This window comes from Paenibacillus macerans, assembly GCF_900454495.1.
Classification (GTDB): Bacteria; Bacillota; Bacilli; order Paenibacillales; family Paenibacillaceae; genus Fontibacillus; species Fontibacillus macerans.
In genome coordinates, this window is sequence record NZ_UGSI01000001.1 from 3,048,229 (window position 1) to 3,074,129 (window position 25,901).

A 25,901-nucleotide genomic window follows, 5' to 3' on the forward strand; every position below is an offset into this window, starting at 1 on the left:
TCTTTCCTCTAACCGTAAGTTGATCTTGTGAACAGAAAGAAAGGTACCTGATATTTAAGCGCCACCCACATATCCCATGGGGTCATTTCCCTCCACTCGGGTGGTGGCTCATGGCCATTCCACGCAACGTATTGCTCGCGTGTGAAAAGGTCCATGATAACGGATGTCTTTTCTCCAGTTATTAAATCGTGATTATGGCAGGCTACCGGGTCATAGTCGATCGAGCAAAGGATTTTGAAACGGTAGACTTTACCTCCATAGTCGATTTGGCATCGTTTCAAGCCTTTGGTTTCCCCACCGATTCCGCCGAATAGTATTGCTGCAGTTTTATAACTTACGTTATCTGCTAATAGCACTGACATAATGATTCCTCCACCCCAAAAACAGAATGTACGTTCGGTTCAAAGCGTGCAAAATGGTACGCCCAGTAAACATTACCGAGCAATTTTTACGTTGCTGGTGCTTCTTGTTGGGCTCGTTCGTAATTCGCAAATTTACTGAAGTTTTTAAGAAACACGAGTTCCACCGTTCCTACTGGGCCGTTTCGCTGTTTGGCGATAATAATCTCGATGATGTTCTTCTTCTCGGATTCCTGATTGTAATAATCGTCTCGGTATAAGAACGCCACAATGTCTGCATCCTGCTCGATGGAACCAGATTCCCGTAGGTCGGACATCATCGGACGCTTGTCCTGCCGCTGTTCGACACCCCGACTGAGCTGGGACAAAGCGATGACAGGTACATTCAGTTCTCTAGCCATTTCTTTTAACGTTCGGGATATCTCCGAAACTTCTTGTTGCCGATTTTCTCCCCGGTATAAACTTCGAAGCAATTGAAGATAATCTATAATTACTAACCCAAGCCCCATTCGGTTTTTCAGCCGGCGACACTTATTTTTTATTTGCTGAACTGTGAGTCCTGGAGAGTCGTCTATCATGATTCCCGCCTCAGCCAGCTTGCTAATCGTCATAGCTACCTTCGTCCAATCCTCCGTAGAGAAGTCCGAGTTTTTCACTTTCCCGGCATCCAAATTACCTTCCGCGCTGACCATACGCTGAACAAGTTGCTGTGCAGACATTTCTAAACTGAATACCGCCACGGTTTCTTTGGATCTTAGAGCGACATTTTGGGCAATATTCAGAGCGAAGGCTGTTTTCCCAACAGATGGCCTAGCTGCAACAATGATCAAATCCTGTCTTTGAAAACCCGAAGTCATTTTGTCCAAGTCTACGTATCCACTGGGAAGACCGGTTATTTTTCCATCGCATCTTAAAAAAAAGTTCTGCTCAAACTGTTCAAACACAGCCATTCCGACATCTCTAATGCTTTTAAAGTCCTGCTCGGCTCCAACTTGATCAGATAACTGAGCTGCTCTCGTTTGCATGCGACCCAGGATTTCTTGCGCCCCCCCATATTGAGAGGCTTCCGTAACAAATTCCACACCATACTGCATGATCTGCCGTAAAAGGTAATTATCTTGTAACGAAGAAATATATTGGCCTACATTCTTGGCGGTAGGAACGAGGTGGGCCAACTTGTACAAATATGTTGCTCCACCGACAAACTCAAGCTTGCCTTTACTCTTAAGCTTAGAGGTCAAGGTAACTAAATCTATCGCTTGTTTTGCCTTCAAGATTTCCACCATAGATTCAAAAATAGTACGATGCCGCGGATCCCAAAATAAATCCGGCAAATGAGAACAAACTATTTCAGCAGCCTCTCCAGTGCGATCAATAAGCACGGCTCCTAAACTAGCCATTTCTGCAGGACCATCCCAAGGCAAATCAAGTTTCGGAATTTCGATATAGCTTTGCATACAATTCCTCCTTCAATCCTTGAGGGGGTGGCGAAGCCAGTTGTCGTTGTTGTTCCATTTGTTCCAAGTAAGCCCTTCCCGACTCCCTTAGCCGCTCCGCGTCCTGTAATGAGCCGATTCCACCCCTAAATTCAGCAATACGGGTAGGTGGATAGTTTTTTGTGAGGATATGCTGTCGGACATTTTTTAGAGCCCGATCATAAGGAAAATCCTCCAAATGACGTTGCAATCGAGAAATGTTCTTTTCGCTTTGGTCAAAGTCAGGATAATTCTCTACCAGTTCTCTAACCAACATGAGCACTTCGATCTTGTTCACGACGTCGTTCCTCCTCAATCCGTCGATCCAAATCTTCCAAGCTCTGTGACTGTTTCGATGCCGTTGAATTTCGACCTGGCCCTCCCCGAGCCTGATACCCCCGCAGGATACCGCCAACGTATGCCAGATTTCTTTGTTTCCTTCGCACCGCCTCTCTCATGGCAGATAACAACCACGCTTCACCGAAATCGTGATAATACTCCTCCAAATCAGCTCGTTCAAACGGTGTGATATATCCAGTTTCTGTGAAATTCTCTTTATAGGCTTGAGTGATTAATTTCAAACCGTGATCATAACTCCGGTTTTTCTGATCTGATGAATCACTACTAGTACCACTAGTAATTCTTTTAATAGCTTTAATAATTGTTTTAGAGTCGCCAATTCCCTTGATATTACGCGGAAATTCACGAGTCAGAGTTACTTTTTTTGTAACTGTGGAGTTCCTTTTTCGGGAACTTCCCTGTTCCATTTTTGGATAGTAACGTCCTTTTTCGGGAACCTCTTCCCTTTTTTGCGAGTCTGCTTCCCTGTTTGATAACTCAGTTCCTTTTTCTGTAACCGGGTTATTTTTTTGTTGATCTGAATCAGCTTTAAGGAACCCTCTCTCATTTTCAGGAACCTTTTTTGCAAGATTGGGCGAAGATTGTAACAAGTTTAACCGGATCAACTCGTTCATTCTTTTTCCATCAAACGATGCGATCGCTTCCAACTGCCATTGATCATAATGCTTGTTAAACTGATAGCAATTCATTGACTCTTCCCAAAAGATGACCCGCTTGTCAACAAGCCCTTGAATTGTTTTACGGATATGCCCTTTTCCGACACCGCATAGTTCAAAATCCTTCATCTGAGGGATGATCGCCGATGGCTTCCCACACCCCCAACTTAAGGTGAGGATCATGTTTAGAACCTCTCTCTCGAGTAAAGATATTTTACGTCGGATCAATTCACGATGTATGTCATGGGCGATTCGTAAGTGCGGACTATCCGGCTGGGGGTTGACGTTAGAATCCACCGGCATCACCTCCTAGTAGTCAATTTTCCAGCCTAGCCAATCCCGAGAGCGACTCTACCCCAGCCGTAGTTTTCACGGTATTTTTTCACGCCCTATCTTCTCTGGTCTCTGAGGTACACAATGGGATATTCAACGCTCACAATGCGCCAGTCTGGATAGGCTCTTGCAAAATAGTCTGTCAGTTCCCTGTCAAACGCTTTAAGCTGCCCGCTTCGATGCAGGTCCCAAATCCGCTCTCCTACCATGCTCATTAAGAGCGGCGGACCTAACAGTTCATCCATTTCACTCCAACCAGATGTCTGCGTCATGAGGCTAAATCCCCTAGCAGGACGTCTTCAAAATTGCATAGTCCTAATCTAATTTCGATGGCATTAAAAGCAATCTGCCGCTTTACAAGCTCCAGGGCCATTAACTGTGAAAAATCAAAATCAAGCTGAAGGTCGTAAAGGTGTAGAGCCAGTCCGAGAAGAATCCGTTCCTCAAAGTTCCATCTTTCTTTTCTCAACCTGATTTCAATTTTCGATTTGTCAATCTGTTTAGTGGCAAAGTTCACCACTTCGTTAAGCCCTTTACATTTTGGGTGATGCACTAAAATATATATCAAGGCACTCCATTTACGGTTTTCGTCCCCAGGTATGGAAACGGATCTGATTGAACGCAGACTTGCGTTCAGTTCCGTTAATCGTTCCTCCGATACCGTCATATCTCACCTCTCCTTTCCTTAACTGAACGCGAATATGCGTTCAGTTAAAATTTGGGGAATAGCAACTTGAAATCCGCTCAGAAACATGGGATAATAAAGTGTCTGAACTTTATGTTTCTGAGTGTGGGGTACATTGTTCTTGAAGGGGCGATGTACCCTTTTTACGTTCCATACGTAGGATAATGCGAACGAAAATTTGATGCTGCATTACACTCTTGTCAAACCAGATTCTCGCCATTAACGGAAGCGTCCAATCGAGTTCCACTCAGTTCACCCCCTTCCACACTGAACGCAGTTTCGCGATGGGTGCAGTAACTTTGAATGGCATCCCCATGGGGCTGGCCTTTATACTTGCTGGCATCTGTCCAAATTTCAAAGCATTCTCCCCAGAATCGTGCATCACCTAGACGCATCAATGAGGTTTTCCGAACAAGTAGTTTCCCGTCATGTTCTAGAAGGATATCTTCAAGCTCAACACGATCCTGTTCGCCCTCCTGAAAAAGACGGCGCAATTCCGCCCGTACTTCGTCTCGACTTCTTGCCATCTTAATACCTCCCACCGGATTAAAATACTGAGCGCATATCTGCGTCCATCTATTGAACGCAATGCTGCGTTTAGTTACTAGACGCGCTCTTGCGTTCAGTAGCCAGGACTGGCTTCCATAAAGCGATGAACTTCAAGGCTTGTTCAAAATCCTTCTTTAAAATATCGCGGTAACTATTAACTTCAAATTTGACATACAAGGCGCGATACAACTGTCGAAATAATTCCGGGCGCTCTTTTTCGTTTTTTGTCAATACAATGACTCGCCGGCCGATGGCCTGCTGAATGACTTTCTGCTCAGAAGTTTTAAGCGTAACTGTGTTTTCCATTTGTTCGGTTACCTCCTGAATCCGTTCTTCAAGTTGTTTTACAGTTTGAAGGAGTAGCGGATTCTCGGGCTGCTTGTATTCCATCTGAAGCTGCTGCTCCATCCTATTAAATGCCCCTATATAATCTTCTTTGAATCTGGCAGCCTCCTTACCTGTAAATCCGGTGACCAAGAAGGTGAATCCGTCACGCGTAACTTTGTAAGTTGGCAATTTACGTCCGGAACGATCGATATATTCACTGGGCGCAAAATTGCGCAAAATGAATTCTGGGCTGCATTCCAGATTTTTAATACTTCGAAGGACGTCCGCGTGCCGCTTGCCAAATTTATCAGCGATACTGCGACTATCCGTCATGATGACGCCATTTTCTACATAAACAAAGTGTTCGTCTGCCAGAGTTTGTGCTGCAGGTAATACAATATTGTTTTCCACCATGGCTCCCTCCCCTTTCCATGTTTCTTCATTTCCCATCGTTACCTCACACCTCCCCTTGGCCTGCCATCTTCGGGCGGAGTAGGCCATCTCTCCGCGACGCCCTATCTAGGGCGTTTCGGCTAATTACTACGGAACATAACTACAATCGAATTCCAATTTCTGATAATATAATGGTAGAAAAATACTTTTACAAAAATATACATAGGGAGACCAAGTTCATGGATTACAGAAAATTCATTGAAGATGCCCAACAGTATTCTGAAGGTTCTTCGCCTTGGCAAAGTTGTTTTGATGATGCTCTCAATGCAGCCAAGAATTCAAGAGAATTTAAAGCTGTGTATTCGATTGCTCAAAAACTTTCCGAGTATCAATCAAAAGGTTATAGCCAATGGAAGAACTTCATGCTGACCGCCCTCGAGGCCGCCCAAAATCTAAAAGATGATCGATGTATTATTGAAACCGCCCTTGCTCTTGCTAGTGAAGAATCAAAAGGTTACAGCAGCTGGAAGAACTTTACGCTAGAAGCATTGATAGCTGCCGAAAGACTCCAAGATCACTTTTTGATCAAACAAATCGCTCTTGATTTGGCAAGCGAAGAATCCAAAGGTTATAGCAGTTGGGAAAACTTTACTTTACGGGCGTTGGAATCAGCAAAACTTTTAAAGGATTTCTCCAGCATCAAGCAAATTGCTCTTGACCTAGCAAGTGAAAAGTCACCAGGATATAGTACTTGGCGATCTTACATGGAACTAGCTTATGATGCAGCTATTCAGGGACAGGATTTCACAGCTGTGGCCAAGATCGCCAAATCAATTGCTGATGAAGCATCATCAGGTTCTTACGATCAACAACAATGGCAAGAGAGAGCTGATCGATACTTCTGAATGTTACTGGCCGGGGAGTCCCCTGGCCTTTTTTAAGCCAGTGACTCATCGGATTCTTTTGCTGGAAACTGAGAAAGCAAGATTACGATTTGAGATACTTCCGACTTGGCTTGCATGGCGTTTACGAACACTTTTGAAGAAGTATCGACAGTCTTGTTCTGAAGTAGCATTAGGTCTGAACACATTTCCGAGACCAACTCCTCTAATCGCGATGTAGCTTTAGAAATCATCTTCCAAAAGGAGATGGGATCTGTCTTGTACATTCGAAGCCCTGATTCTGCTACTACATTCTTTATATCCGGAGTAGTTTCCATAGTGAGCACCTCCCTCTGGCCTGCCATCTTCGGGCGGAGTAGGCCATCTCTCCGCGACGCCCAGGTAAGGGCGTTTCGGCTTATTCGGTAATCTCTAGATTGGCGAGTAAGTAAGCTAGGTCCTCCGTATCGTACACAGCATCTGGGTAAGACCGGGAAGTCCATTCCCCTTGTGCAAATTCCCATATTGCACCGTCTGGAGCAACCATTTCGTAGCTGGCGGCTCTTAGCTTCTTCTCCCACTCCTCCGATCGTTCTTCGACACAAGCGCTGCACAAGTTATGTTCACTATCTACCCAGAAGCAAGCATTACCTTCAGAATTCACACAGGCATTATTATCTGTGCAGCCACATATTCTACAAACGCCCCACACAGTCATACACTCCTTTATTCATTGATAACATCCAGTTGGATGAAACCGGTAAGTCCTGTTTTTTGAGCCAGCCTCAACCCTCTTTCCGATGCGATAATCCTGGCGTGTTCAATCATCTGCTCCAAATCGTAATCACGAACTTCCTTCGGATTGATAGCCCAGTTAAACTTATATCGAGTAATAAAATTCACTGCTCGTATTGCTTCAAAAAACTCAGGTGTTGAACATTCTACTCCATCAACAATTCGAGTCCGTTTCAAACCCATATGCATGCCCCCTATTCACGGGTTCATCATGATCAAGACTGTTATTCGCTAATACTGCCAATTTCAACATAAACACGAACGTATTCACTGTTTCTGTTTGGGTAAGGCTTCGAACGTTGCAAAACTCTGTAATAATCCTGAAAATGCTCCAAGAACCGATCGATTTCCCTGGGTAAACCCTCAACCCGTATTTTCAGCACTCCCTCGTTCCTCCTTTGTGATTTTTGCCGGCATTACCGCGAGAGTTGCCATTTTCCCAACCCATTGACCCATATGGACCGTCTTGGCCTTTCGGTGCGCGCCCCTACTATGCCTCCACGCATCCCACAGGCGGTTATGTGGATGATGACGAACCAGCCGTTTGTCTTCGTCCTTTTAATGAGGGAGTCAACAACGACAAAAAATGTAACCCTCGCGCTAATGCTGGCATGTAAGACAAAGAATCAGGAAACCTCAATCCCTTTTTGCTTCAGGGCTTTAATCCACTGGCTTTTAACCTCATCAGAACAATGCTCCATTGCATCTGTCCAGGTCGGCCAGCGACCATGCTTTTCAAAAAATGTAAACTTCCAGTAAAGACTGTCCTGATTGTGTGGATGCTGTGGGTCATGTTTTCTCCTACACTTCTGGCATAAGATCGGAGCCGCTGAATTTAGCGCAGACATAGTCTGTCCTCCTTTATTTGTAGTGATAAGAAATCAGTCCTAATCTCCCGTAATTGCTTTGATAGCATCTGCTACAGTCGCGTAAGTATGGCCTTTCCCAAGTGCCGGTTCAATAATATAATCCTGACAATCACCGACCTCTGCGCCATTCAGCATTTTTATTTCAAATCCATTGATGGTTAAAACCGTTTCCCACTCCCTTTCCATCTTCTTCTCCTTTCGTTTAACGGTTTGATGTGAATATCTTCGCCCGCCTAAAGATGGAAGATCAAGGGAAAACAGTTTTGATATTGCCGTCTCGGGTGCCCCCTGGTTTAACGGGTCTGCAACCGCCGCAGCACATATGTTGATATTGGTCACTACACTGTTTCCATTCCTTGAATACGTCACCCGCATCTCCATAAAACATTCACTGAGCGCAATCTTGCGCCAAGGCTTGTCCCACGGAAAGGGCGAACCGTATCAGTTATCCAGGCACTCGATTTCCTTACGAACTAAATTCCGTAAGTCATCCTCAAAGTCGTCGATAACCTTTATCAGACTTTCAAGTTTCTCTTTGGCATCCATATTTGGATTATTCGGATCCTGATCCATCACCGTTTTTAACTGTGCATACCGTTCCGCCAGCGCTATTGCAAATTGCTCCTTGTCCTCTTTATTCATGGAATCACCTTACTGTTTCAGCAGTTTGTTGGGAAATCCAGGTAAGAACATCTTCAAAACTAAACTCAGAACCATCAAGTGTGAATCTAAATTCCTCGGAATTGTCGTTGACTCCGATCTGAAGTAAATGACTGCCAATATGTATGCTTGAACCATGGAGCATGTAGGGCAACGAATGAATTGCCAATATCCTCATGATTGTGATAAGGACATCGTCCACAGAAAATAATCCCTCCCATTGGATACAATCAGGTCATGTCTTTAAAATGATCATCCAGTGCCTCCTGGATGGACTGATGCAGTTCAGAACCCAGTTTTTCTTGCCTTTCATTTGGGTCCTGAACATTACATACAAAAAGGCTTACATCTAGCACCGGTTTCCCGTTACGAACATCAAAACGGAAAAAAGTATTTTCCAGATTATTGATTTGCACAATCCCCCAATTACTTGCCGTTGGCATTTCGATTTTGGTTATGGTTACTTTCATTTGAATCCCCCTCACCTTAAAAATCAGACTAAATAGTGCAAATGAGGTCCCAATATCTGCTAAAATACAATGGAGCGCATTTATTTACTTAACTGAAAAACGGGCCATGCAATGAGATGCATATCCTTGACGATTTTACTTATTGCTTCCGGCGCACGAACGCAGAAATCGTCGCATATTTCTACGGTGGTTTCACCGAACTTATAAGTCTCAACAACATTTCCTTGCATAAGCATTGATTCGGGCTTTTGCATACCTGCATCCCTCCCAGGATTAAGTGTATGCAGCCGGTTCTGTGGGACAGCCATGTTTTCTCACCTCTTATTTGGTATCACTGAGAAATGTTCGTATTTCGAGCGTCGTATTCAAAACAAATCATCAATTGGTTTGCCCAACTGTTGTGATAATAACTGAGCAACTTTCAATGACGGATCGTACTCTCCGCGCTCGATGTTCGCTAGGTATGGTCGAGAGATTCCTACACGTTCAGCCAGCTCAGATTGGGTTAACCCCTTACTTTTTCTTGAAATAATCAATAATGTACGTTTCTTTTCTCTTGCAACTGTGTTCATTCAACCTCAACTCCTTTTTCCGCTCGTTTAACGAACATTTGATGTCTAAATTATATGTTCATTTTGCGAGCGTGTCAATATCGAAATGTTTGTTTTTTGAACGTTTATTTTACGAACATTTTCGTTTATTATTCATTTAGGTGGTGATAATAATTGGCTCTTTTTAAGGAACGTCTCAAAGAACTTAGATTAGAAAAAGGACTTACTCAAGAGCAATTAGCTCAAAAAATGGACATACCCGCAGCTTCGATAAGAAGGTTAGAAGTATCCGAGTCAATTCCTCGAAAAGAACGTTTAATTGCGTTGTCTAATTTTTTTAATGTTTCTATAGATTATTTAATTGGTAAATCTGATAAAAGAGATGGGAAAACACAAACTGAGGACATAGAGGGACTGTTAAATCATCCGCTTCATGGAGCATTTTTTAAAGGCTATCTTGAGGCCCCAGAGCAAAAAAAGGCAGAAATGAGACAATTCTTAGAATTTATACTTCAACAGGAAAAAGATCGAAAACCAGGACAAAAACAAGGCGAGTAACTTTTGCGCATTTTGTCAAAAAAAGTAATGCTAAAGTCTTGATAATTTCCTACTTTGGTCTGATAATGAGTGTATATGGCCCTACAGGGCTTTTCTTTTTACATAAAAAGGGAACATACATTCTCATTTAGGAGGCCGTTATATGTTTAGAAATTATCAGATGACTGAACTTGAGAAATTCCAAGCGGATCTCTATGCTAGAATTAATATTCAGCATCCTTGGGAGTTGGAAATTTTAGAGATTGCGGATCGATTAAACATATGGATCTATTTTACTAAGCAAGGAAGTAAAGCGCTTGAGTTAAAAGAGGGATTGTATTCCATAAACATAGATAAAAATTTATCACCTATGCAGCAACGCCTGGATTTTTTTCATGAACTCTGCCACGTATTACGTCATGCAGGGGATCAGTCCGTATTACCTGAAATGTTTACACAAGTTCAAGAAAGGGAAGCGGAACAATTCGTTTACTATGCTGCATTACCTTTTAAAATGATTAGCGAACTTCCAATTCCTGTACGACTTGATCAAGCTGTTTCTTTCTTGTCTTCCGAGTTCAGAGTCCCTGCACAATTGGCGAAACAACGTCTCGATCAACTAAAACGAAGAACTTTTTTTGGAAATTTACTTGTCTCTTCAGCGAAAAAAAATCAAGTTCCAGAAAAAAGAGAATGGTCAAAAATGACCCATCAATTATTAACCCAATTAGAGTACCAATTAAAACACTGATTCTATTTCAAATTACTTATAGCATATTTTAAACATGTAGGAGGTTAGAACATGGTACATACTGTAATTGATCCGGAGGAAAAAAAGTTATATGACCAGTATAAAAACGAATTTTTCTCGTTAGTAGCTCAGCATAAACTAGATATGTCTGAGGAGTTTTGCATTTATTTAAGAAAATCTCGAGCTGACATTGAGGCAGAAGCTCGGGGTGAAGGTGAGACTTTTATTCGTCATCTACGTAACTTGCTTGATCTTGCATTACGCCAGAAAATTTATGTTGCGGAAATATACAAGGAACTTGTATCCGGGGAAACGATCGAAGCAAGACCGGTTATTCAGCACGTTATAAGTGAAGTAGAAGATGAAAGATGGCAGGGCGTACTGGTTATGGAAATCGAACGTTTGGCTCGTGGGGACACAATTGATCAAGGGACCATTGCTCAAACGTTCAAGTACTCTGGAACAAAAATCATAACTCCTACGAAGACTTACGACCCTAATAACGAGTTTGATGAGGAGTATTTTGAATTTGGATTATACATGTCAAGAAGAGAATATAAGACAATAAACCGCAGGCAACAGCGAGGTAGAGTGGATTCAGCTAAAGAAGGAAAGTACACTGGGAATATTAACCCCTATGGTTACAATAGAGTTAAGTTAGTAAAAACTAAGGGCTACACCCTTGAAATAGTTCCTGAAGAAGCCCGAATTGTTAGATTAATTTATGAATGGTACACCAAAGGTGAACCTGACCAGGATGGTGTATACCATCGTTTAGGTACTGGTTTAATAGCCCGAAAGTTAAATAACTTAGGTATTCCATCTGCTAAGGGCGGAGTATGGACTGTTCCAACGGTCAGAGACATACTGAGGAATCCTGTTTATAATGGTAAAATAAAGTTCAAATCAAGACCTTTAATTAAAAAGAAACAAAATGGTAAAATTATCAAGAGCCGGCCAAGAGCAAAAAAGGAAGATATGATTCTTGTGGACGGATTACACCCTGCTATTATTGATGAAACTACTTGGAATTTAGCCCAAGAAATTATGTCTAAAAACCCAAGAAAGCCAGTTAGTCTAAGATTAAAAATTTCTAATCCGCTTGCCGGTCTGGTAGTCTGCGGAGTATGTGGGCGTAAAATGATAAGACGACCGCATAAAGGTCGGCCGGCCACACTTATGTGTCAATTACCTAGTTGTGGAAATGTTAGTTCATTTCTTGATCTAGTAGAACAACGAATTTTGGCTGGATTAAAAGAATGGTTAAAAAATTACAAAGCAGAGTGGGATAAGAATGTCCCAGTTAATAATGATGCCAAGAATAAAGTAATGGAGTTGAAAATTGAATCAAAAATAAACCAAGAAAAAAAATTAGCTGAATTGGAGCAGCAACTCGAAAACGCTTTTGATCTTGTTGAACAAAAAGTCTATGACGTTGATACGTTCCGTATAAGATCACAACAGCTGAAGTCAAAAATCAATGATTGCAAAGAAGCACTTTCAAAAATCGAACAAGAGATAGCTTTGGAAAAAGAACGAACAACTGCCAGAGTACGAGTTATTCCCCAGGTTGAACATGTCCTTGATGCGTACTACAAAACAGATGATCCAGAGATTAAAAATGAATTACTAAAAAGTGTTTTAGAAACATCCATTTATTTAAAAACAAAAAAAGCCCGTTGGAACGGGTCGCTGGATGATTTTAAAGTCACTTTATTTCCGAAACTTCCTCAGTGATAACATGGTGGTACCGATTCCTCCGTGCCGATATCGTTCAGGAGCCCGATAACCTTGTCGGGGATCGTGTACCTTTGGTTCAAATAACGCAACGCGGCCGCCAGTTCCCCATCGGCTCCGCCGTACTGCTCGATCAGTAGTTTGGCCATCCGAGGGTCGCATTTGCCTACGCGAACAGGATATTGCAGCTTTTTCTCATATATCCACATATCGCCTAATTAACCTCCTTTAGCTTCAATCACAGGAAGAGGTAGTTCAAAAAGTCATCTTTTGAAGATATAAGAAAGAGTTGACAACTAAGTATCGCCTTCCTTATATCGCAAGAAAAACTACCGCTAATCGCGTGGTCTGTCTTCCTTGAATTACGTCGATAGACGTTTTTCTTATCACGAAGCAGATCATGGAGTGGTTTCGACGTCGAATCTTGAATTCAGCCGGGCCTTCCGGTGCTCACGAACCCAAAACGTACGCTCCGCCCCTAGCCCCTAGCTTCATCAAACCTTCTCGGTCCTGAAAACCCGACTTTTTGAACACACACTTAAACCTGCCAAGGCCACGGGCTTTGCGACCATTCCCAGGGGAATTTCGAATAGGCTCGCCCAAAGTTTTGCAGCGGTCCGTAAAGCTGCTGAAAATGATTGGCAAGCTGTGTCCGTTCCCGGGTCACTTGGTTAAACTGCTGAATGGCGGCCAGGTCGTCGGGGTGCGTGTCAAGGTACAGGTTTAGCTCGACCAGCACGAAATCCAGCGCCTGTAGATTTTCAAGCAGTTCATAAAACTGCGAATCGAACGGCTTGTTTGCATTCTCACTCATGGGATCACCGTCCTTTTCCCCATTTGGATTCATAAGGGCTGTACAAAGCGGGCCACAACGTACCGTGTCTCAAAGCCTCCATCGGGCTGAACTGCGGCAAATTCGGCGGTTGAAAATGTATAAATAACTGCGGAGGGGTGCTGTATGTTTTGTGGGTGATCGGCGGACAAGGATCAAATGGGCCAATGAAGGGGGTATACACGCGCTCTTGGGGATGGTTCAAAGAAATTTCCTCCTTTTTCGGGACAAATTTCATGCTGTCAGGAAACCATCATTTCCCTGCATCTTACCAATAACATATGACGTTCGCCCAGATAATGAACCGAAAATCCGCAAAAATCGCAAAAAAACATCGCCGCTGGCGGGGCTTATGCCCGCGCAAACTTCTCCTCCCTCTCTACCAGCGCTTCGTCTTTTCCCCCGCCGAAATTTATAACTCAACTTTCGGGGAGCAAAAATCAGCTTTAGTCCTTGAATTGAAGGTGTTCAAAGAATTAAGATATTCGGACGGAAGAGGTGTCTGGCTTAACCTTTATAATCCTTGCTTGCCAGTCAAGTCGAAAACCGATCGTGGCAAAAACCACGGAAGTGCGCTGAAAGCTTGAGAATAGGGAAGTGGGGTAGGCGGCAGATTAACACTCGATGTCCGGGAGACTTCGCACAATTATCCCGTTTGATCAGGTAGCAGAGAAACAGACAAACTCTGGAGAAGAAAACATTTGGTGGAGAAGCAGATAGGTTCGAGATAATTTAGAAAGGCATAGGAGAAGAAATCAGGTTTAGAGGAGGTGAAACAGACCGGACAAGAGATCAAGACAGAAGATTAAGGACAAGACGCGAAGGAACCGAAAGGACCGTGATTTTGCTGTAGCCCGAACCCTTCCGTCTGCAGCAACGCCCGCATAGTTCATGCTAACCCCTACCCATTAAGTTGATCTGCATCAAACTCCCCCCATCGTTTCCAGCGTCTCGATCAGGCCGCAGCCGCAAGGGGCTGGTTCGGTTGGCGTGCGATCAGCCGGCGGTAAGGGATCGCTGGAATCGCCACACACATTTGCAGCAACTTCTGCCGCATCGTTTCTTCCGCTTCGGACAGGCGCAGCCGGCGGCGTACGGTGTATTCGTTCAGGTACGCCTGCAGATGTTTCAGTCCCAAGGCTCCATACGTACCCTTCAGCGATTCCCACGCCTCTCTCACCACTTTCCGCAAGGGCGCATACAGCCGAAAGGCCTGAGGGAACGACTGTACCGCCGATGTACGGACATCCACATGCCCGCTAATAAAAACGGTTAGATCTTGACGGTTTGCCCTCTTTTCGCCTCCCCGCTTATTTGGCACCAGGCGGATTTTGACCTGCTCCGGCTCGCCCGAATCCTTGACCGTGCAGCCGGCCACGACCGCCGAGGCGTACGGATGCGAAAGCTGACACCGGGACGGATTACGCCCATACTGATCGCTGTTCACCTTCACGTCTCCAGAGAGCAGCTCCCGGGCATCGAACTCTCCCACGGCATGACGTATTTTGTGCAGCATCGACCAGGCGGTCTTGTAGGTGACCCGGATCACCTGGCGCAGCCGCAACGCTGAGATGCCGCCCTCAAGCAGGAACAAATCCAGAGCCTCGAACCACTTGAGCAAGGGCACCTTGGCTCCTTCAAAAATCGTACCGACCAAAGGCGATGTTTGATGCTTGCATTTTCCGCACTCAAATAAGGGGATATGCCGGGAGGTCAGACGGCTGCACCGGGTGTGAGCGCAGCGCGGGCAGACGAAGCCGTTTGGCCACTTCATCGCGATTAGCGCTTCCATGCAGTCCTGCTCGCTGTTAAAACGGCTGCTGAATGGCTGAAGTTCCGTTCCCGTATTGATCTCCATGTTTGCTCGCCCCCGAATCAAGAATATACGAACATAAGTTCCATTTATTTCATTATACCAAACGCATGTTCTCTAATCAAGCCAAACATCTCACCTGAACCGCCTCATTTTTTCCTCATCTTTTTTGTTTTTTTCTTCTCTCTTTTTTTGGAATCCTTACTCAAGCCCCCATCCCCTGCTCCCTGAACGTAAGGGATAATTGTGTAAAGGCAGGCTGCAGGCAGGGACACCAAGACACAAACCCGGTAAAGTCCAACGCACGCCCCTTCAGCGGCTTGTTTTATTTGCTGTGCGACGAAGTCGGCACACTCGATTGGCCGGTTGCCTTACAGCAGTTGCTTGCTGCCGATTTTTTTGCTGCGAAAGTTGAGTGATAAATTTTAGTATTTTCAAAAAAAAGCCCAGGTTTGTCAACCTGGACTTCCTTATTTTTATTTACTCGGCAATAATCAACAAACCGTACTATTCATCCTCCAACTCAGCTTCATCCGGCTCCAAAATTTGCAGTTTCGTAATTTTCACCCGGGTGATGCGAAGGCGGCCCGATTCGGCCACTTCAAACAGGGTGTCGTCGACCTGTATTTTTTTCCCTTTGGCCGGAGCCCCTTCCAGCTCCTTGAACAGCCACCCCCCGATGGAGTCGACCTCTTCATCCTCGATGTCGCTGCCGACCAGGTCGTTGACTTCCTCGATCAGCATCCGGCCGTCTACCGAATAGACGCCTTCCGCCAAAATTTCCACTTCCGGTCGTTCGTCCTCGAACTCGTCATGCAGGTCGCCGACGATCTCTTCTAGAATTTCCTCCGCGGTCAGCAGCCCGGCCGTGCCTCCGTATTCGTCCACCACCAGCGTCAGCTGGGAATGCTTCTTCTGCATCAGGCGCAGCACATGGCTGACTTCCATCGACTCCGGCACGTTCAGAATCGGCCGCACCATTTGCGCCAAATCCAGCGGGCGGTCCGCTTCCGGCAGCAGCAGGTCGGTAATATGGACAAAACCGATGATTTGGTCTTTATCCTCAACCGCAACCGGATACCTAGAATGCTTCGTTTCGGCCACGATCTTCATGTTTTCTTCCCAGCTCAGGTTCGTGTACAAGCAGTCCATGTCCGTGCGCGGCAGCATAACCTCGCGGGCGAGCATGTCCGAGAAATCGAAAATATTGTCCACCAGCTTCATTTCGTCCTGATCGAAAACCCCGCTTTTGGCGCTTTGATTCATCAAAATGCGGATCTCCTCTTCAGAGTGCGCCGCTTCCGCCTCGCCGGCCGGCTCGATGCCGATCAGGCGCAGCGCCCCGTTGGCCGCCGAATTCAAAAGCCAGATGACCGGCAGGAACACCCGGTAAAACATCAGCAGCGGCCACGACAGCCACAGCGACGTCTCCTCCGATTTCTGGATCGCCAGCGATTTGGGGGCAAGCTCGCCCATGACGATATGCAAAAAAGTAATGATCGCAAAGCCGACGGCCACGGAAACCGTCGAAATCAGCGTCGGATCCGTGGCGCCCATTTTATGCATGAGCGGCTCGACCAGCAGTTCCGACACGGCGGGTTCGCCGACCCAGCCCAAACCGAGCGAGGCCAGCGTGATGCCCAGCTGCGTTGCCGACAAATACGTGTCAAGCCGTTTATTTACCTTCAGCGCATAATTCGCGCGCCGGTTTCCTTCTTTAACCAGTTGGGTGAGCCGGGACTGCCGTACTTTGACAAGCGAAAATTCGGCCGCCACGAAGAAACCGTTCAGAAAAACGAGAATAAATACGATAAGCAGGTTTAAAATCAGCTTCCCTACTTCAAATTCGGTATGACCATCAGGCAATGGAAACGCCTCTTTCCTATAGAGTTATCGCTTGGCGGGCTTTAAAGTCGATATTTTTGTAGTACATATCGGCGACAAGCAGATTGGGACCGCAGCAGCCGGCGGCATCGCAATGGCAATTCACCGTCTGGTTTAGCGGATGCTCCGTTTGCCATTTGGCGAAAATGTCGTCCAAACGGCCTTCCTTCACATTGCCGAACGCCGGAATGGCCGCAAAATCCGTGACGTAAACATCGCCCGTAAACATGTTCACATTCACGCGATTCCGGCCGTCCGGGTCGTTGCGGACCGTGACGTTGGGTTCTTTCCGCAAGCGCCGCAATAGCTCAAGATCATCTTCACCATCGCTGCACGCAAAAAACGGCAAAGTCCCGAACAGCATCCAAACCGACGGGTCCCGCTCATCCAGCAGCTTATGTATCGCCTTGCGCATTTCCGTGAGCGCCAACACCGGCAGACCTTCGGCAAAATCGGCCGCATACATCGGGTGAACCTCATGCCTCCGGCAGCCCATCTCCACGATCATCCGGTGGATTTGCGGCAGCTTCTCGTGCGTCCGGTAATTGATCATCGACTCCGCGGAAATGAACATCCCCGCTTCGCTTAGTTTGCGCGTATTTTCGATCATTGTATCATACAGCTTATACGCCGCTTCCGCCGGAACGGAATGCCCGCTTCGCGCAAACCCCACCTCGTGAAAATCGCGCTCGCTCGTATAGTTGAAGGAAATGTGCATCACGTCCAAAAACGGCAGCAGCGGCTCGTACCGGTCATAATTCAAGGTCAGGTTTGAGTTGATCTGGGAGCGCACTCCGCGCGCCTTGGCGTATTTGAGCAGTGGGATGATTTTCTCCTCCACGGTCTGCCGCCGGAACGTCGGCTCTCCTCCCGTGATGCTGATCGTTTGCAAATACTCCACTTCATCCAGCCTTTTCAGAATAAGCGGCAGCGGCAGCTGTTCGGGCTCCTTCAGCACCAGGCTGTCGCCGACCGCGCAATGCTCGCAGCGCATATTGCATAAATTCGTAACCGTCAATTCCACGCTGGTCAGCACATGCCGGCCGTATTTGCGCAGCGAACCGATCGGGTCCCACGGGTCGTTCTGCGGACTGATCGCCTGACTCCAAGCTCCCGCCATATTATTCGTTTCCATCATGATTTTATCACCATTCCCATCCCGTCAATCTCCGTAATCACCACGGCGAATTGAACGGACAAATCAATTTCAAAGGGCGATTTCAATTCCGCGCCCAGCGGATCGGTTAAAACCCGCACCACCGGACGCTGCGGCATATGCCCGTTAATTTTCACCACAACGCCGCTTTCGCCCGTACTTAACTTCACGGTCATGCCTAACGGATAAATCGCCACCCGGTCGCGGAAAACCTCCAGCTTCGATTTTTCGTACCAATCCCCGCATCCGGCGTACAGTACCTCGAGCGCCTGATGCGGCAGCATCGCCTTGCGGTAGACGCGGTGCGTCGTCATGGCGTCGTAAGCGTCCGTAATCGCAATCCAGCGGGCAAACTCATGGATCTCCTCGCCCCGCAGCCCCCGCGGATAACCGCTGCCGTCTATCTTCTCATGGTGCTGATAAGCGCAATGCGCCGAAATCAAAGGAATGCCCGGCTCATCCTTAAGCATTTTAAAGCCCAGCTCCGGGTGCAGCTGAATCTGCTTGAACTCCTCGTCGGTCAGCCGGGAGGGCTTGTTCAGCAGCGACAACGGCAGCTTTGTTTTGCCCACGTCATGCAGCATCGCCCCCAGGCCAAGCATCGTCAGCTCGTCTTTGCTGTACCCGTGAATTTGTCCGAGCAGCAGCGTATACACGCATACGTTCAAGGAATGACGATACAGGTAATGATCCATGCTGTTGATGTTCATCATCATAATCATGGCGTCGTTTCTGGCGCTGAGATCGTCGAGAATCGACTCGATGACGCCGGTAAACTTTTTTCCCAAATAGGGATATACCACACCTTTGACGGCCGGGGTCGCCCAATTGCGAAACTGGGTCCGGATCTCCGAGAGCGCATGCCGCCGCGTTTCATCCTCGATCATGTCATTGACAACGACATCATCCGTACGCGGATCCGCAATGTAGACGAAATCCAGCCCGTGGGACTTAAGACGCCGAATAATCGCATCGGTAAGCTCAGCATTTTCGGAGAGAAGAACGACCCCGTCCTCATTATAAATCTTTTTGCCTAATTTCATTCCGGCCTGCAGCGAGCCGACGGGTATCAACCGCATGTTATCCACTTCCGTCTCTGTAATTTCTTAATGTCCCTATGGAACAGCGGCTTATTTTGGATCGTTAAACTTCCAGCCATATGCGGTATTAGCGCATAATAAAAATCCAGAATAGCGCGGCAAGAATAAAGCGATAGTAAGCGAAGTGGCGAAGCCGGATTTTTTGGATCAGCTTAAAAAAGGCCACGATCACCACATACGCAACGATAAAAGCCACGATAAACCCGACCAAAAAATAGCCCAGCGTATCTGAAGTTAAATATCGGTAAGAATCGAGCATTTCGTAACCCGAAACCGCGCACATGATCGGAATGGCGATCAGGAACGAAAAATCCGACGCCGCCCGGTAGCTCAGCCCGCTGAGCATGCCGCCCGCAATCGTGGAGCCGGAACGCGAGAAGCCCGGCCACAGTACGGAGATGCATTGGTACACGCCGATCAGTAAAGCCTGCTTGTACGTAAGCCGATCGATATCCGGCGCCGTAATCTTCGCCTTGCGTTTGGAGAACCATTCGGCAAACAGCATAAAAACGCCGCCTGCGACCAAGGCCCACAATACCGTGGAAGAGCTGAACAGGCTTTTGATGAAGTCCCGGAACACATATCCGACGAGAAGCGCCGGCAAAATCCCCAAAAAGACATGCAGCAAATTCAGCCTCCGTGACGGAGCGTCCGGGTCGACGGTCTTTACCTTTTGGCTCAGGCCAAGCAAATCCAGAATCCGCTCCCGGTAAACCCAGGCCATCGCCAAAATGGCCCCAAGCTGGATGACGATCTCGAATGTTTTCATCTCCGGCGACTGATCGTCGTAGCCGAACAGCTTGGCCGTCAGGATCATATGTCCGGTCGACGATACGGGAATAAACTCCGTCAGGCCTTCCACAATAGCTAAAACAATCGCGACGATAAAACTCATCCCATCCTCCTGATCAGGTGTGACGTCTATTCTTTTATTCTACTTTTTTCCATCGCTTCTGAAAACAATTTTCCGCCGCGCCGTCCGTTTGCAGCTCCAGCCGCAGCAAATCGCGGAGGAAATCGGGGAGCATGAACCGCATATCGCTTCCGTTTTTCAGCCGCTCGTAGCCGACGCCGAACGAAAACATATCCAGCGTTCCGACATCGTAGGTTCTCCGGGCTTCCACGGGCTTTCCCGCCACGCGGGCCTCTACGATCCGCCGGAAGGGAGGGGCGTCCGGATTATAGAGGATTTCCATGCCGTCGACGCAAATGCTCCCCAGCACTTTCCCCCGGAAACCATATCCGAAAATGACCTTTTCCTTCATTTCATCCAATAGCGATTGCTCCAGGCTGTAAAGGATGTCCTCCCCGCTCAGCTTCATTCTGCAGGGGTTAATGGGCGACGGGCACCGTTCATGCAGCATCCCCGCGCTAATTTCGCCCGCGGGAAGGCCGGACAGCAGCTGTCCGCTGTTCACGATCGACAGCTCGCTGCCCGTATACCTCCGGACCGCTTGCGCGAGCAGATTCCCGAACGGAGATTCCGCGCCGTATTCTATAGGCAGGCTTCGCTCCGCGACGGCCACCGTGCGGCTTAACCGTTCTTTGGCTGCGGCCAGGTTGCGGGCAATCGCCGCTTGCACCCGCCCTTGCTTGGGCCCGTCCCCCACTTCGAGGCAAACGCCGCCGATTTGCAAAGGCCGGCCCTGGCCCGGCGGATTTTTGCGGACGACGATCTTTCCCAAATAACGGCCGAATTTACCCGCCGCCGTAATCATCGCCGAGCCGATGGGCTCGGGCGTCTCCAGCAAGTGATGCGTATGTCCGCCCAAAATCAGGTCGATCCCCGGTACCGTCGCCGCCAGTTCGCGGTCCAGCGTCACCCCCAGGTGGGACATGACGATAACGAGGTCCACTTGGCCGCGAAGCTGCCGCACGTCCTCGGCAATCGTCTCCCGCGGATCGAGTGCGCCTAGGCCCAGCAGGTCATAAAACTCGGCAAAAGCGGCCGTCGCCGCAACAAGGCCGATCGTAAACCCGCCTTTTTGCACAATCAGCCGTCTGTGCATCCAGGCCGGCGGACGTCCGGTCGCTTTATCCAGAATGTTGCCGCACACGACAGGGCTTTTCAATTCCGCATATGCTTGTTCAAGCTGGCCGGGGGTAAACGTCAGCCCTTCATTGTTGCCGATCGTCACGGCATCGTAGCCCGTCAGGTTCAGCACGTCGACGTTGGCCCGCCCCATCGTCCCTTCGGTTTCCACGGCGGAACGGTCCATATGATCGCCGATATCGAGAAGGAGCGTAGGGCCGGGCGCATGGGCCCGCAATTCATCGATCATGGCGGCGATGCGCTCCATGGCGTCGAAATGGCTATGTATATCGTTCGTATAAAGTATCGTTAATGTGTCCTGGTCCATCTCCGGCATCACATCTTGCCCCCTTGCCTTCTCCTTTAAATCGGCCTATTCTAAATTTTAGAGTTCAAAGAGTATTATATACCTTTAAATTGAACATTGTCTTCCGATAATGATATATTACAATCAAACCAAGCCGAGGAGATTTACTTATGAAAATTAAAATTGCCTTATTCGCCGGACTGGCGGACCGGATCGGCACGTCCAGCCTCGATTTCGCATTTCCGCATCCCGAACATCAGCAAGTGACCGCAGCTCAATTGAAAGAAGCCTTGACCGCGGCTTACCCTGCCGCCTCAACGTTGATTGACGCTTCGTTCGTGGCGGTTAACCAGGAATATGCCGCCGGGAACGCCGTCATCACCGAGCGTGACGAAGTCGCCTTGATTCCGCCGGTATCGGGCGGGGAAAACGCCGCGGACGATAACGCCCCCCCGCGGGAGAGCGAGCTTTACGTCATTACCGAAGAACCGGTTTCCGTCGAGGAAGTCACCCGTAAAGTCATCACTTCCGCGCATGGCGCAACGCTCACTTTTACCGGCACGACCCGGGAATGGACCGAGGGGCGCCGCACGGTGCACCTGGAATATGAAGCTTACGTCCCGATGGCCTTGGCCAAACTGCAGCAAATCGGCGCCGAGCTCGGCGAGAAATGGCCGGGCGCGCGGTGCGCCATCAGCCACCGGATCGGCCGCGTCGGCCTGTCCGAAATCAGCGTGGTCATCGCCGTATCGGCCCCGCACCGGGATAGCTGCTACGAAGCGAGCCGTTACGCCATCGAACGCTTGAAACAAATCGTGCCCATTTGGAAGAAGGAAATCTGGGAAGACGGTTCCGAATGGAAAGGGCACGGCCTGGGTCCGTGGGACCCCTCCGTTCCCGGGACTTACAGCTCCGTACGGTGACTGGCGCCCCATAATTCTCATTGTCAATCCAATTATTACCTGTTATTATGAAGGAAAACTGGTGATTATGAGGTGTCATCGTCCTTGAAAGTGCATATCATGGAACTCAGGTCCGGCGACCGTCTTCAAACCGACATATTCAATAATTATGGTGTTTTTGTTATGCAAAAAGGCACCCGGTTGACAAGCGATGCCATCGTAAGATTGATGCAGCACGGGGTCGACTATGTGGATATTGAACCGCAAAGCCTGGATGCGGATGTTCCTTCGGAAGAAGGACCTTCCCATCCGGGGCAAAAAGTCAAACCGATTTTGGACGACGCCGTAGACGGTTTTGAACAGATTTTTTTGGAAGCGCTAACCGGCGGTACCTTTGACAATGCCAAAGTGGACAAGCTGCTTAAGCCGATGGTCGATCAACTCGTTGACCATAAAGACGTCGTATCCTTGCTCCTGCTCATTGGAGGCGATGACAACTATACCTACCATCACTCCATGCAGGTCGGCATGCTCTCCTATTATATCGCTTCATGGCTCGGCTATTCCAAGGAGGAAGCCTATCAGGCCGGCAAGGCCGGCTATTTGATCGACATCGGCAACTGCAAGGTGCCGCAGGAAATTTTGTCCAAGCCGGGCAAGCTGACGCCGGAGGAATTTGAACAAGTCAAAGGACATCCCGCCTACGGATATGAAATTATCCGAAACTCAACCGGGGACGAAATCGCCGCTCAAGTAGCGCTGCAGCACCATGAACGCGAGGACGGGAGCGGGTATCCAAACGGTTTGCGCGCCAAAGACATCCACCCTTTCGCCAAAATCGCCGCCGTCGCCGACGTTTATTCCGCGATGACCACCAATCGCGTGTACCGGTCCAAGCAGGAGCTGCTGACCGTACTGCGCGAGCTGAACAGCCTCAGCTTCGGCAAGCTCAGCCCCGAGCCGACGCAGGCGCTGATCCGCCATTTGCTGCCGAACTTCATCGGCAAGAAGGTGCTGCTCAGCACCGGCGAAGTCGGTTCGATCGTGATGACGAACCAGACCGATTTTTTCCGCCCGCTCGTCCAAACCGATGCCCGCTTCGTCGATCTCTCCAAAGAACGGGAAACCATCATCGAAGATGTGTATCTGTAATGTGTATCTGTAAGCTATGCAAGGCCGCTCCATGGGGCCAACCGGCCCGGGGCGGCTTTGCGTGCGCCCAATCCACTAAAGCCTAAAGAGCATACACTATGGCAAAAACGTGGAGGCGCACAATATGCCGAACTACCGCATCATCGTCGATCTTTCGGAAAGAAAATTGTATTTGCTGGACAACAACACCGTTGTCCGCGCGTTTCCGGTCGGGATCGGGAAAATGCTCACGCAAACACCGCAAGGCACCTATACGATCGTCAATAAAGCCCCAAATCCCGGCGGCCCGTTTGGCGCCTATTGGCTGGGGTTATCCAAACCCCATTACGGGATTCACGGCACCAATGATCCTTCTTCTATCGGCAAAGAAGTTTCCCACGGCTGCATCCGCATGTACAATCCGGATGTAATCGAATTGGCAAGAATCCTCCCGATCGGGACGCGCGTCACGATCAGGCGGTAGCCGTAACTTGTGCTGAATTGGAGACAATAAAATCTCCTCAGGCCCCCTCCTGAGTCCGTTACGATGACGAAATGCAAAAGCCTAAAGAGCATGCGATATTCGTCGAAATCCCCCGAAATAGGCGGCTCAACTGCAAAAGTGCATTTCATTTCCGGACAAAAGATACTTTTTGATCCGATAGCCCCAAATCAAATGTATTATTGCACTTCATCCGCTCAAAAGCAGAAATTTGCGGAAAATCAAATGTACTTTTGCATCTGATCCCAGCGAGCTTTCCTTCTTCCCATGAAAAACGAGCAGCTGCCGGACCCGATTCATGAAGCCGTTGTCAAAGCCGGGAGGCTTTCCGCTCTATTCAGCGAATACCCTACCGGTAGATGGTGGTTTTCCCCGCTATGTAAAAAAAATCCGCAGAGCAAATCTGCGGATTTTTCAACCTAAATAGTGGATAGCTTAACTTTCCTTAACCGATCGAACCTTCCATCTCGAACTTGATCAACCGGTTCATCTCTACCGCGTATTCCATCGGCAGCTCCTTGGTGAACGGTTCGATGAAGCCCATGATGATCATTTGCGTCGCTTCTTCTTCGGAGAGGCCGCGGCTCATCAAGTAGAAGAGCTGCTCTTCCGACACCTTCGAGACGGTCGCTTCGTGCTCCAGCACGATGTTGTCGTTCATGATTTCGTTGTACGGAATCGTATCCGACGTCGACTCGTTGTCGAGGATCAGCGTGTCGCATTTGATGTTGGCTTTCGCGCCCTCCGCCTGACGGCCGAAGGAAGCAAGGCCGCGGTACGTCACTTTGCCGCCTTGTTTACTGATCGATTTGGACACGATCGTGGACGTCGTATCCGGTGCCAGGTGGATCATTTTCGCGCCGGCGTCCTGAAGCTGGCCTTTGCCCGCTACCGCGATGGACAGCACGCTGCCTTTCGCTCCGCGGCCTTTGAGCACGACCGCCGGATATTTCATCGTCAGCTTGGAGCCGATGTTGCCGTCGACCCATTCCATCGTCGCGTTCTCTTCGGCCACCGCCCGTTTCGTAACAAGGTTGTAAATGTTCGGCGCCCAGTTTTGAATCGTCGTGTAACGCACGCGGGCGTCCTTTTTCACGATGATTTCCACGACCGCGCTATGCAGCGAATTCGTGCTGTAGATCGGCGCCGTGCAGCCTTCCGTGTAGTGCACGAAGCTGCCTTCGTCGGCGATGATCAGCGTGCGTTCGAACTGGCCCATATTTTCCGAGTTGATGCGGAAATAAGCCTGCAGCGGAATTTCGCATTTTACGCCTTTCGGCACGTAGATGAAGCTGCCCCCGGACCAAACGGCGCTGTTCAAAGCGGCAAACTTGTTGTCCGCCGCCGGAACGACGGTGCCGAAGTATTCGCGGAACAGTTCCGGATACTCGCGCAGCGCGGAGTCCGTGTCCATAAAGATAACGCCTTGGTCTTCCAGGTCCTTCTGAATGCTGTGGTAAACGACCTCGGATTCGTATTGCGCGGATACCCCGGCGAGGAACTTCTGCTCCGCTTCCGGAATCCCCAGTTTATCGAACGTTTCCTTGATCTCGGCAGGAACTTCCTCCCACGTCTTCCCTTGCTTTTCCGAAGGTCTTACATAATATTGAATATCGTTAAAATCAAGCTCGCTCAGATCTCCGCCCCAACGAGGCAGCGGCATCTTCTCGAATTGTTCCAGCGACTTCAGCCGGAAATTCAGCATCCATTCCGGTTCGTTCTTAATCCGGGAGATCTCCGTCACGATTTCGCGGGTCAAGCCTTTACCCGATTGGAATACCGCCTTGTGTTCGTCCCGGAAGCCATATTTGTACTCTTCCAATTCCGGTGCTTTTTTGGCCATGAGTCAGGTCC

32 protein-coding genes and 1 pseudogene are annotated in these 25,901 nt (G+C 48.3%); 7 read left to right on the forward strand and 26 right to left on the reverse strand.

Annotated elements, in window-relative coordinates; genetic code table 11:
* Positions 1-8: 8 nt before the first annotated feature.
* The 7 genes from DYE26_RS13750 to DYE26_RS13785 form a co-directional block, all read right to left on the reverse strand.
* Positions 9-362, reverse strand: a complete 354-nt coding sequence (locus tag DYE26_RS13750) for a hypothetical protein (RefSeq protein ID WP_036624700.1) — start codon at positions 360-362, stop codon at positions 9-11.
* Positions 363-448: 86 nt separating this feature from the next.
* A complete protein-coding gene (gene dnaB / locus DYE26_RS13755) occupies positions 449-1,816 on the reverse strand; it encodes a replicative DNA helicase (RefSeq protein ID WP_036624703.1) in 1,368 nt (455 codons plus the stop codon).
* Positions 1,785-2,132, reverse strand: coding sequence for a hypothetical protein (locus DYE26_RS13760; protein ID WP_036624706.1), 348 nt, complete (start codon positions 2,130-2,132; stop codon positions 1,785-1,787). The genes dnaB and DYE26_RS13760 overlap by 32 nt, the downstream gene beginning before the upstream one ends.
* Positions 2,101-3,147: a replication protein gene (locus DYE26_RS13765; RefSeq protein WP_051985623.1), complete on the reverse strand. Its 1,047-nt coding sequence runs from the start codon at positions 3,145-3,147 to the stop codon at positions 2,101-2,103. Before DYE26_RS13765 ends, DYE26_RS13760 begins: the two co-directional genes overlap by 32 nt.
* 304 nt (positions 3,148-3,451) lie before the next feature.
* On the reverse strand, positions 3,452-3,850 hold the full coding sequence (locus DYE26_RS13775; protein WP_036624709.1) for a hypothetical protein: 399 nt from the start codon (positions 3,848-3,850) through the stop codon (positions 3,452-3,454).
* A 218-nt stretch (positions 3,851-4,068) separates the two neighbouring features.
* On the reverse strand, positions 4,069-4,395 hold the full coding sequence (locus DYE26_RS13780) for a hypothetical protein (RefSeq protein WP_036624712.1): 327 nt from the start codon (positions 4,393-4,395) through the stop codon (positions 4,069-4,071).
* Between the two features lie 70 nt (positions 4,396-4,465).
* Positions 4,466-5,194, reverse strand: a complete 729-nt coding sequence (locus DYE26_RS13785) for a Rha family transcriptional regulator (RefSeq protein ID WP_051985624.1) — start codon at positions 5,192-5,194, stop codon at positions 4,466-4,468.
* 182 nt (positions 5,195-5,376) lie between these two features.
* Here DYE26_RS13785 and DYE26_RS13795 point away from each other — a divergent pair, with 182 nt between their 5' ends.
* Positions 5,377-6,042: a hypothetical protein gene (locus tag DYE26_RS13795; RefSeq protein ID WP_036624714.1), complete on the forward strand. Its 666-nt coding sequence runs from the start codon at positions 5,377-5,379 to the stop codon at positions 6,040-6,042.
* 32 nt (positions 6,043-6,074) lie between these two features.
* Here DYE26_RS13795 and DYE26_RS13800 read toward each other — a convergent pair whose 3' ends face one another.
* The 9 genes from DYE26_RS13800 to DYE26_RS13840 all read right to left on the reverse strand — a co-directional run bounded on the left by DYE26_RS13800 (position 6,075) and on the right by DYE26_RS13840 (position 9,384).
* Positions 6,075-6,356: a hypothetical protein gene (locus DYE26_RS13800; RefSeq protein WP_036624717.1), complete on the reverse strand. Its 282-nt coding sequence runs from the start codon at positions 6,354-6,356 to the stop codon at positions 6,075-6,077.
* Between the two features lie 388 nt (positions 6,357-6,744).
* Positions 6,745-6,996 (reverse strand): hypothetical protein, encoded by a 252-nt coding sequence (locus DYE26_RS13810; protein ID WP_036624723.1) that lies wholly within the window; start codon positions 6,994-6,996, stop codon positions 6,745-6,747.
* Between the two features lie 41 nt (positions 6,997-7,037).
* Positions 7,038-7,196 carry a DUF3970 family protein gene (locus DYE26_RS34860; RefSeq protein ID WP_115311225.1) on the reverse strand — a complete coding sequence of 53 codons (159 nt, stop codon included), beginning with the start codon at positions 7,194-7,196 and terminating at the stop codon, positions 7,038-7,040.
* A 243-nt stretch (positions 7,197-7,439) separates the two neighbouring features.
* A complete protein-coding gene (locus DYE26_RS13820) occupies positions 7,440-7,661 on the reverse strand; it encodes a hypothetical protein (RefSeq protein ID WP_036624726.1) in 222 nt (73 codons plus the stop codon).
* A gap of 39 nt (positions 7,662-7,700) precedes the next feature.
* On the reverse strand, positions 7,701-8,021 hold the full coding sequence (locus DYE26_RS33150; RefSeq protein ID WP_127463469.1) for a hypothetical protein: 321 nt from the start codon (positions 8,019-8,021) through the stop codon (positions 7,701-7,703).
* 102 nt (positions 8,022-8,123) lie between these two features.
* Positions 8,124-8,324, reverse strand: a complete 201-nt coding sequence (locus tag DYE26_RS13825; RefSeq protein WP_036624728.1) for a hypothetical protein — start codon at positions 8,322-8,324, stop codon at positions 8,124-8,126.
* Between the two features lie 248 nt (positions 8,325-8,572).
* Positions 8,573-8,812, reverse strand: a complete 240-nt coding sequence (locus DYE26_RS13835) for a hypothetical protein (RefSeq protein WP_036624732.1) — start codon at positions 8,810-8,812, stop codon at positions 8,573-8,575.
* A gap of 80 nt (positions 8,813-8,892) precedes the next feature.
* A complete protein-coding gene (locus DYE26_RS33155) occupies positions 8,893-9,120 on the reverse strand; it encodes a hypothetical protein (RefSeq protein ID WP_144245275.1) in 228 nt (75 codons plus the stop codon).
* A gap of 57 nt (positions 9,121-9,177) precedes the next feature.
* Positions 9,178-9,384 (reverse strand): helix-turn-helix transcriptional regulator, encoded by a 207-nt coding sequence (locus tag DYE26_RS13840; protein WP_051985625.1) that lies wholly within the window; start codon positions 9,382-9,384, stop codon positions 9,178-9,180.
* Positions 9,385-9,537: 153 nt separating this feature from the next.
* Here DYE26_RS13840 and DYE26_RS13845 point away from each other — a divergent pair, with 153 nt between their 5' ends.
* The 3 genes from DYE26_RS13845 (at position 9,538) to DYE26_RS13855 (ending at position 12,388) form a co-directional block, all read left to right on the forward strand.
* Positions 9,538-9,921 carry a helix-turn-helix domain-containing protein gene (locus DYE26_RS13845; RefSeq protein WP_036624734.1) on the forward strand — a complete coding sequence of 128 codons (384 nt, stop codon included), beginning with the start codon at positions 9,538-9,540 and terminating at the stop codon, positions 9,919-9,921.
* Between the two features lie 142 nt (positions 9,922-10,063).
* On the forward strand, positions 10,064-10,651 hold the full coding sequence (locus tag DYE26_RS13850; RefSeq protein ID WP_036624736.1) for an ImmA/IrrE family metallo-endopeptidase: 588 nt from the start codon (positions 10,064-10,066) through the stop codon (positions 10,649-10,651).
* A gap of 51 nt (positions 10,652-10,702) precedes the next feature.
* Positions 10,703-12,388, forward strand: coding sequence for a recombinase family protein (locus tag DYE26_RS13855; RefSeq protein ID WP_240534170.1), 1,686 nt, complete (start codon positions 10,703-10,705; stop codon positions 12,386-12,388).
* A gap of 17 nt (positions 12,389-12,405) precedes the next feature.
* Here DYE26_RS13855 and cotJC read toward each other — a convergent pair.
* The 9 genes and pseudogenes from cotJC to DYE26_RS13905 form a co-directional block, all read right to left on the reverse strand.
* Positions 12,406-12,597 (reverse strand): annotated as a pseudogene (cotJC, locus tag DYE26_RS13860) (spore coat protein CotJC); the annotation flags it as partial.
* 329 nt (positions 12,598-12,926) lie between these two features.
* Positions 12,927-13,202: a spore coat protein CotJB gene (locus DYE26_RS13865; protein ID WP_036624741.1), complete on the reverse strand. Its 276-nt coding sequence runs from the start codon at positions 13,200-13,202 to the stop codon at positions 12,927-12,929.
* Between the two features lie 4 nt (positions 13,203-13,206).
* Positions 13,207-13,458 carry a spore coat associated protein CotJA gene (locus DYE26_RS13870; protein ID WP_051985626.1) on the reverse strand — a complete coding sequence of 84 codons (252 nt, stop codon included), beginning with the start codon at positions 13,456-13,458 and terminating at the stop codon, positions 13,207-13,209.
* A 717-nt stretch (positions 13,459-14,175) separates the two neighbouring features.
* Positions 14,176-15,078: a transposase gene (locus DYE26_RS13880; protein WP_036624747.1), complete on the reverse strand. Its 903-nt coding sequence runs from the start codon at positions 15,076-15,078 to the stop codon at positions 14,176-14,178.
* Between the two features lie 462 nt (positions 15,079-15,540).
* Positions 15,541-16,899, reverse strand: a complete 1,359-nt coding sequence (locus DYE26_RS13885; protein ID WP_036624751.1) for a hemolysin family protein — start codon at positions 16,897-16,899, stop codon at positions 15,541-15,543.
* Between the two features lie 16 nt (positions 16,900-16,915).
* Positions 16,916-18,052, reverse strand: a complete 1,137-nt coding sequence (gene yfkAB / locus DYE26_RS13890; protein ID WP_172531721.1) for a radical SAM/CxCxxxxC motif protein YfkAB — start codon at positions 18,050-18,052, stop codon at positions 16,916-16,918.
* Complete coding sequence (locus DYE26_RS13895) at positions 18,052-19,152, reverse strand: HD-GYP domain-containing protein (protein ID WP_036624754.1); 1,101 nt, start codon at positions 19,150-19,152, stop codon at positions 18,052-18,054. Before DYE26_RS13895 ends, yfkAB begins: the two co-directional genes overlap by 1 nt.
* A gap of 88 nt (positions 19,153-19,240) precedes the next feature.
* Positions 19,241-20,068: an undecaprenyl-diphosphate phosphatase gene (locus tag DYE26_RS13900; RefSeq protein WP_036624756.1), complete on the reverse strand. Its 828-nt coding sequence runs from the start codon at positions 20,066-20,068 to the stop codon at positions 19,241-19,243.
* A gap of 34 nt (positions 20,069-20,102) precedes the next feature.
* Positions 20,103-21,542: a bifunctional metallophosphatase/5'-nucleotidase gene (locus DYE26_RS13905; RefSeq protein WP_036624759.1), complete on the reverse strand. Its 1,440-nt coding sequence runs from the start codon at positions 21,540-21,542 to the stop codon at positions 20,103-20,105.
* A gap of 140 nt (positions 21,543-21,682) precedes the next feature.
* Here DYE26_RS13905 and DYE26_RS13910 point away from each other — a divergent pair, with 140 nt between their 5' ends.
* From DYE26_RS13910 to DYE26_RS13920, 3 genes are all read left to right on the forward strand, one after another.
* Entirely contained in the window at positions 21,683-22,435 is a 753-nt protein-coding gene (locus DYE26_RS13910; RefSeq protein WP_036624762.1) for a molybdenum cofactor biosynthesis protein, read from the forward strand.
* An 84-nt stretch (positions 22,436-22,519) separates the two neighbouring features.
* Positions 22,520-23,566, forward strand: a complete 1,047-nt coding sequence (locus DYE26_RS13915) for an HD-GYP domain-containing protein (RefSeq protein ID WP_036624765.1) — start codon at positions 22,520-22,522, stop codon at positions 23,564-23,566.
* Between the two features lie 124 nt (positions 23,567-23,690).
* Positions 23,691-24,029, forward strand: coding sequence for a L,D-transpeptidase (locus tag DYE26_RS13920; protein ID WP_036624767.1), 339 nt, complete (start codon positions 23,691-23,693; stop codon positions 24,027-24,029).
* 463 nt (positions 24,030-24,492) lie between these two features.
* On the opposite strand, the gene sufB is transcribed toward DYE26_RS13920, so the two are convergent.
* Positions 24,493-25,890 carry a Fe-S cluster assembly protein SufB gene (gene sufB / locus DYE26_RS13925; protein WP_036624770.1) on the reverse strand — a complete coding sequence of 466 codons (1,398 nt, stop codon included), beginning with the start codon at positions 25,888-25,890 and terminating at the stop codon, positions 24,493-24,495.
* Positions 25,891-25,901 lie beyond the last annotated feature (11 nt).

Coding starts and splice junctions, on each gene's coding strand:
- DYE26_RS13750 (WP_036624700.1), bottom strand. CDS start 362: ATGTCAGTGCTATTAGCAGATAACGTAAGTTATAAAACTGCAGCAATA.
- dnaB (WP_036624703.1), bottom strand. CDS start 1,816: ATGCAAAGCTATATCGAAATTCCGAAACTTGATTTGCCTTGGGATGGT.
- DYE26_RS13775 (WP_036624709.1), bottom strand. CDS start 3,850: ATGACGGTATCGGAGGAACGATTAACGGAACTGAACGCAAGTCTGCGT.
- DYE26_RS13780 (WP_036624712.1), bottom strand. CDS start 4,395: ATGGCAAGAAGTCGAGACGAAGTACGGGCGGAATTGCGCCGTCTTTTT.
- DYE26_RS13785 (WP_051985624.1), bottom strand. CDS start 5,194: ATGGGAAATGAAGAAACATGGAAAGGGGAGGGAGCCATGGTGGAAAAC.
- DYE26_RS13795 (WP_036624714.1), top strand. CDS start 5,377: ATGGATTACAGAAAATTCATTGAAGATGCCCAACAGTATTCTGAAGGT.
- DYE26_RS13800 (WP_036624717.1), bottom strand. CDS start 6,356: ATGGAAACTACTCCGGATATAAAGAATGTAGTAGCAGAATCAGGGCTT.
- DYE26_RS13810 (WP_036624723.1), bottom strand. CDS start 6,996: ATGGGTTTGAAACGGACTCGAATTGTTGATGGAGTAGAATGTTCAACA.
- DYE26_RS13820 (WP_036624726.1), bottom strand. CDS start 7,661: ATGTCTGCGCTAAATTCAGCGGCTCCGATCTTATGCCAGAAGTGTAGG.
- DYE26_RS13825 (WP_036624728.1), bottom strand. CDS start 8,324: ATGAATAAAGAGGACAAGGAGCAATTTGCAATAGCGCTGGCGGAACGG.
- DYE26_RS13835 (WP_036624732.1), bottom strand. CDS start 8,812: ATGAAAGTAACCATAACCAAAATCGAAATGCCAACGGCAAGTAATTGG.
- DYE26_RS33155 (WP_144245275.1), bottom strand. CDS start 9,120: ATGGCTGTCCCACAGAACCGGCTGCATACACTTAATCCTGGGAGGGAT.
- DYE26_RS13840 (WP_051985625.1), bottom strand. CDS start 9,384: ATGAACACAGTTGCAAGAGAAAAGAAACGTACATTATTGATTATTTCA.
- DYE26_RS13850 (WP_036624736.1), top strand. CDS start 10,064: ATGTTTAGAAATTATCAGATGACTGAACTTGAGAAATTCCAAGCGGAT.
- DYE26_RS13855 (WP_240534170.1), top strand. CDS start 10,703: ATGGTACATACTGTAATTGATCCGGAGGAAAAAAAGTTATATGACCAG.
- DYE26_RS13865 (WP_036624741.1), bottom strand. CDS start 13,202: ATGAGTGAGAATGCAAACAAGCCGTTCGATTCGCAGTTTTATGAACTG.
- DYE26_RS13870 (WP_051985626.1), bottom strand. CDS start 13,458: ATGAAATTTGTCCCGAAAAAGGAGGAAATTTCTTTGAACCATCCCCAA.
- DYE26_RS13880 (WP_036624747.1), bottom strand. CDS start 15,078: ATGGAGATCAATACGGGAACGGAACTTCAGCCATTCAGCAGCCGTTTT.
- yfkAB (WP_172531721.1), bottom strand. CDS start 18,052: ATGGAAACGAATAATATGGCGGGAGCTTGGAGTCAGGCGATCAGTCCG.
- DYE26_RS13895 (WP_036624754.1), bottom strand. CDS start 19,152: ATGCGGTTGATACCCGTCGGCTCGCTGCAGGCCGGAATGAAATTAGGC.
- DYE26_RS13900 (WP_036624756.1), bottom strand. CDS start 20,068: ATGAGTTTTATCGTCGCGATTGTTTTAGCTATTGTGGAAGGCCTGACG.
- DYE26_RS13905 (WP_036624759.1), bottom strand. CDS start 21,542: ATGCCGGAGATGGACCAGGACACATTAACGATACTTTATACGAACGAT.
- DYE26_RS13910 (WP_036624762.1), top strand. CDS start 21,683: ATGAAAATTAAAATTGCCTTATTCGCCGGACTGGCGGACCGGATCGGC.
- DYE26_RS13920 (WP_036624767.1), top strand. CDS start 23,691: ATGCCGAACTACCGCATCATCGTCGATCTTTCGGAAAGAAAATTGTAT.
- sufB (WP_036624770.1), bottom strand. CDS start 25,890: ATGGCCAAAAAAGCACCGGAATTGGAAGAGTACAAATATGGCTTCCGG.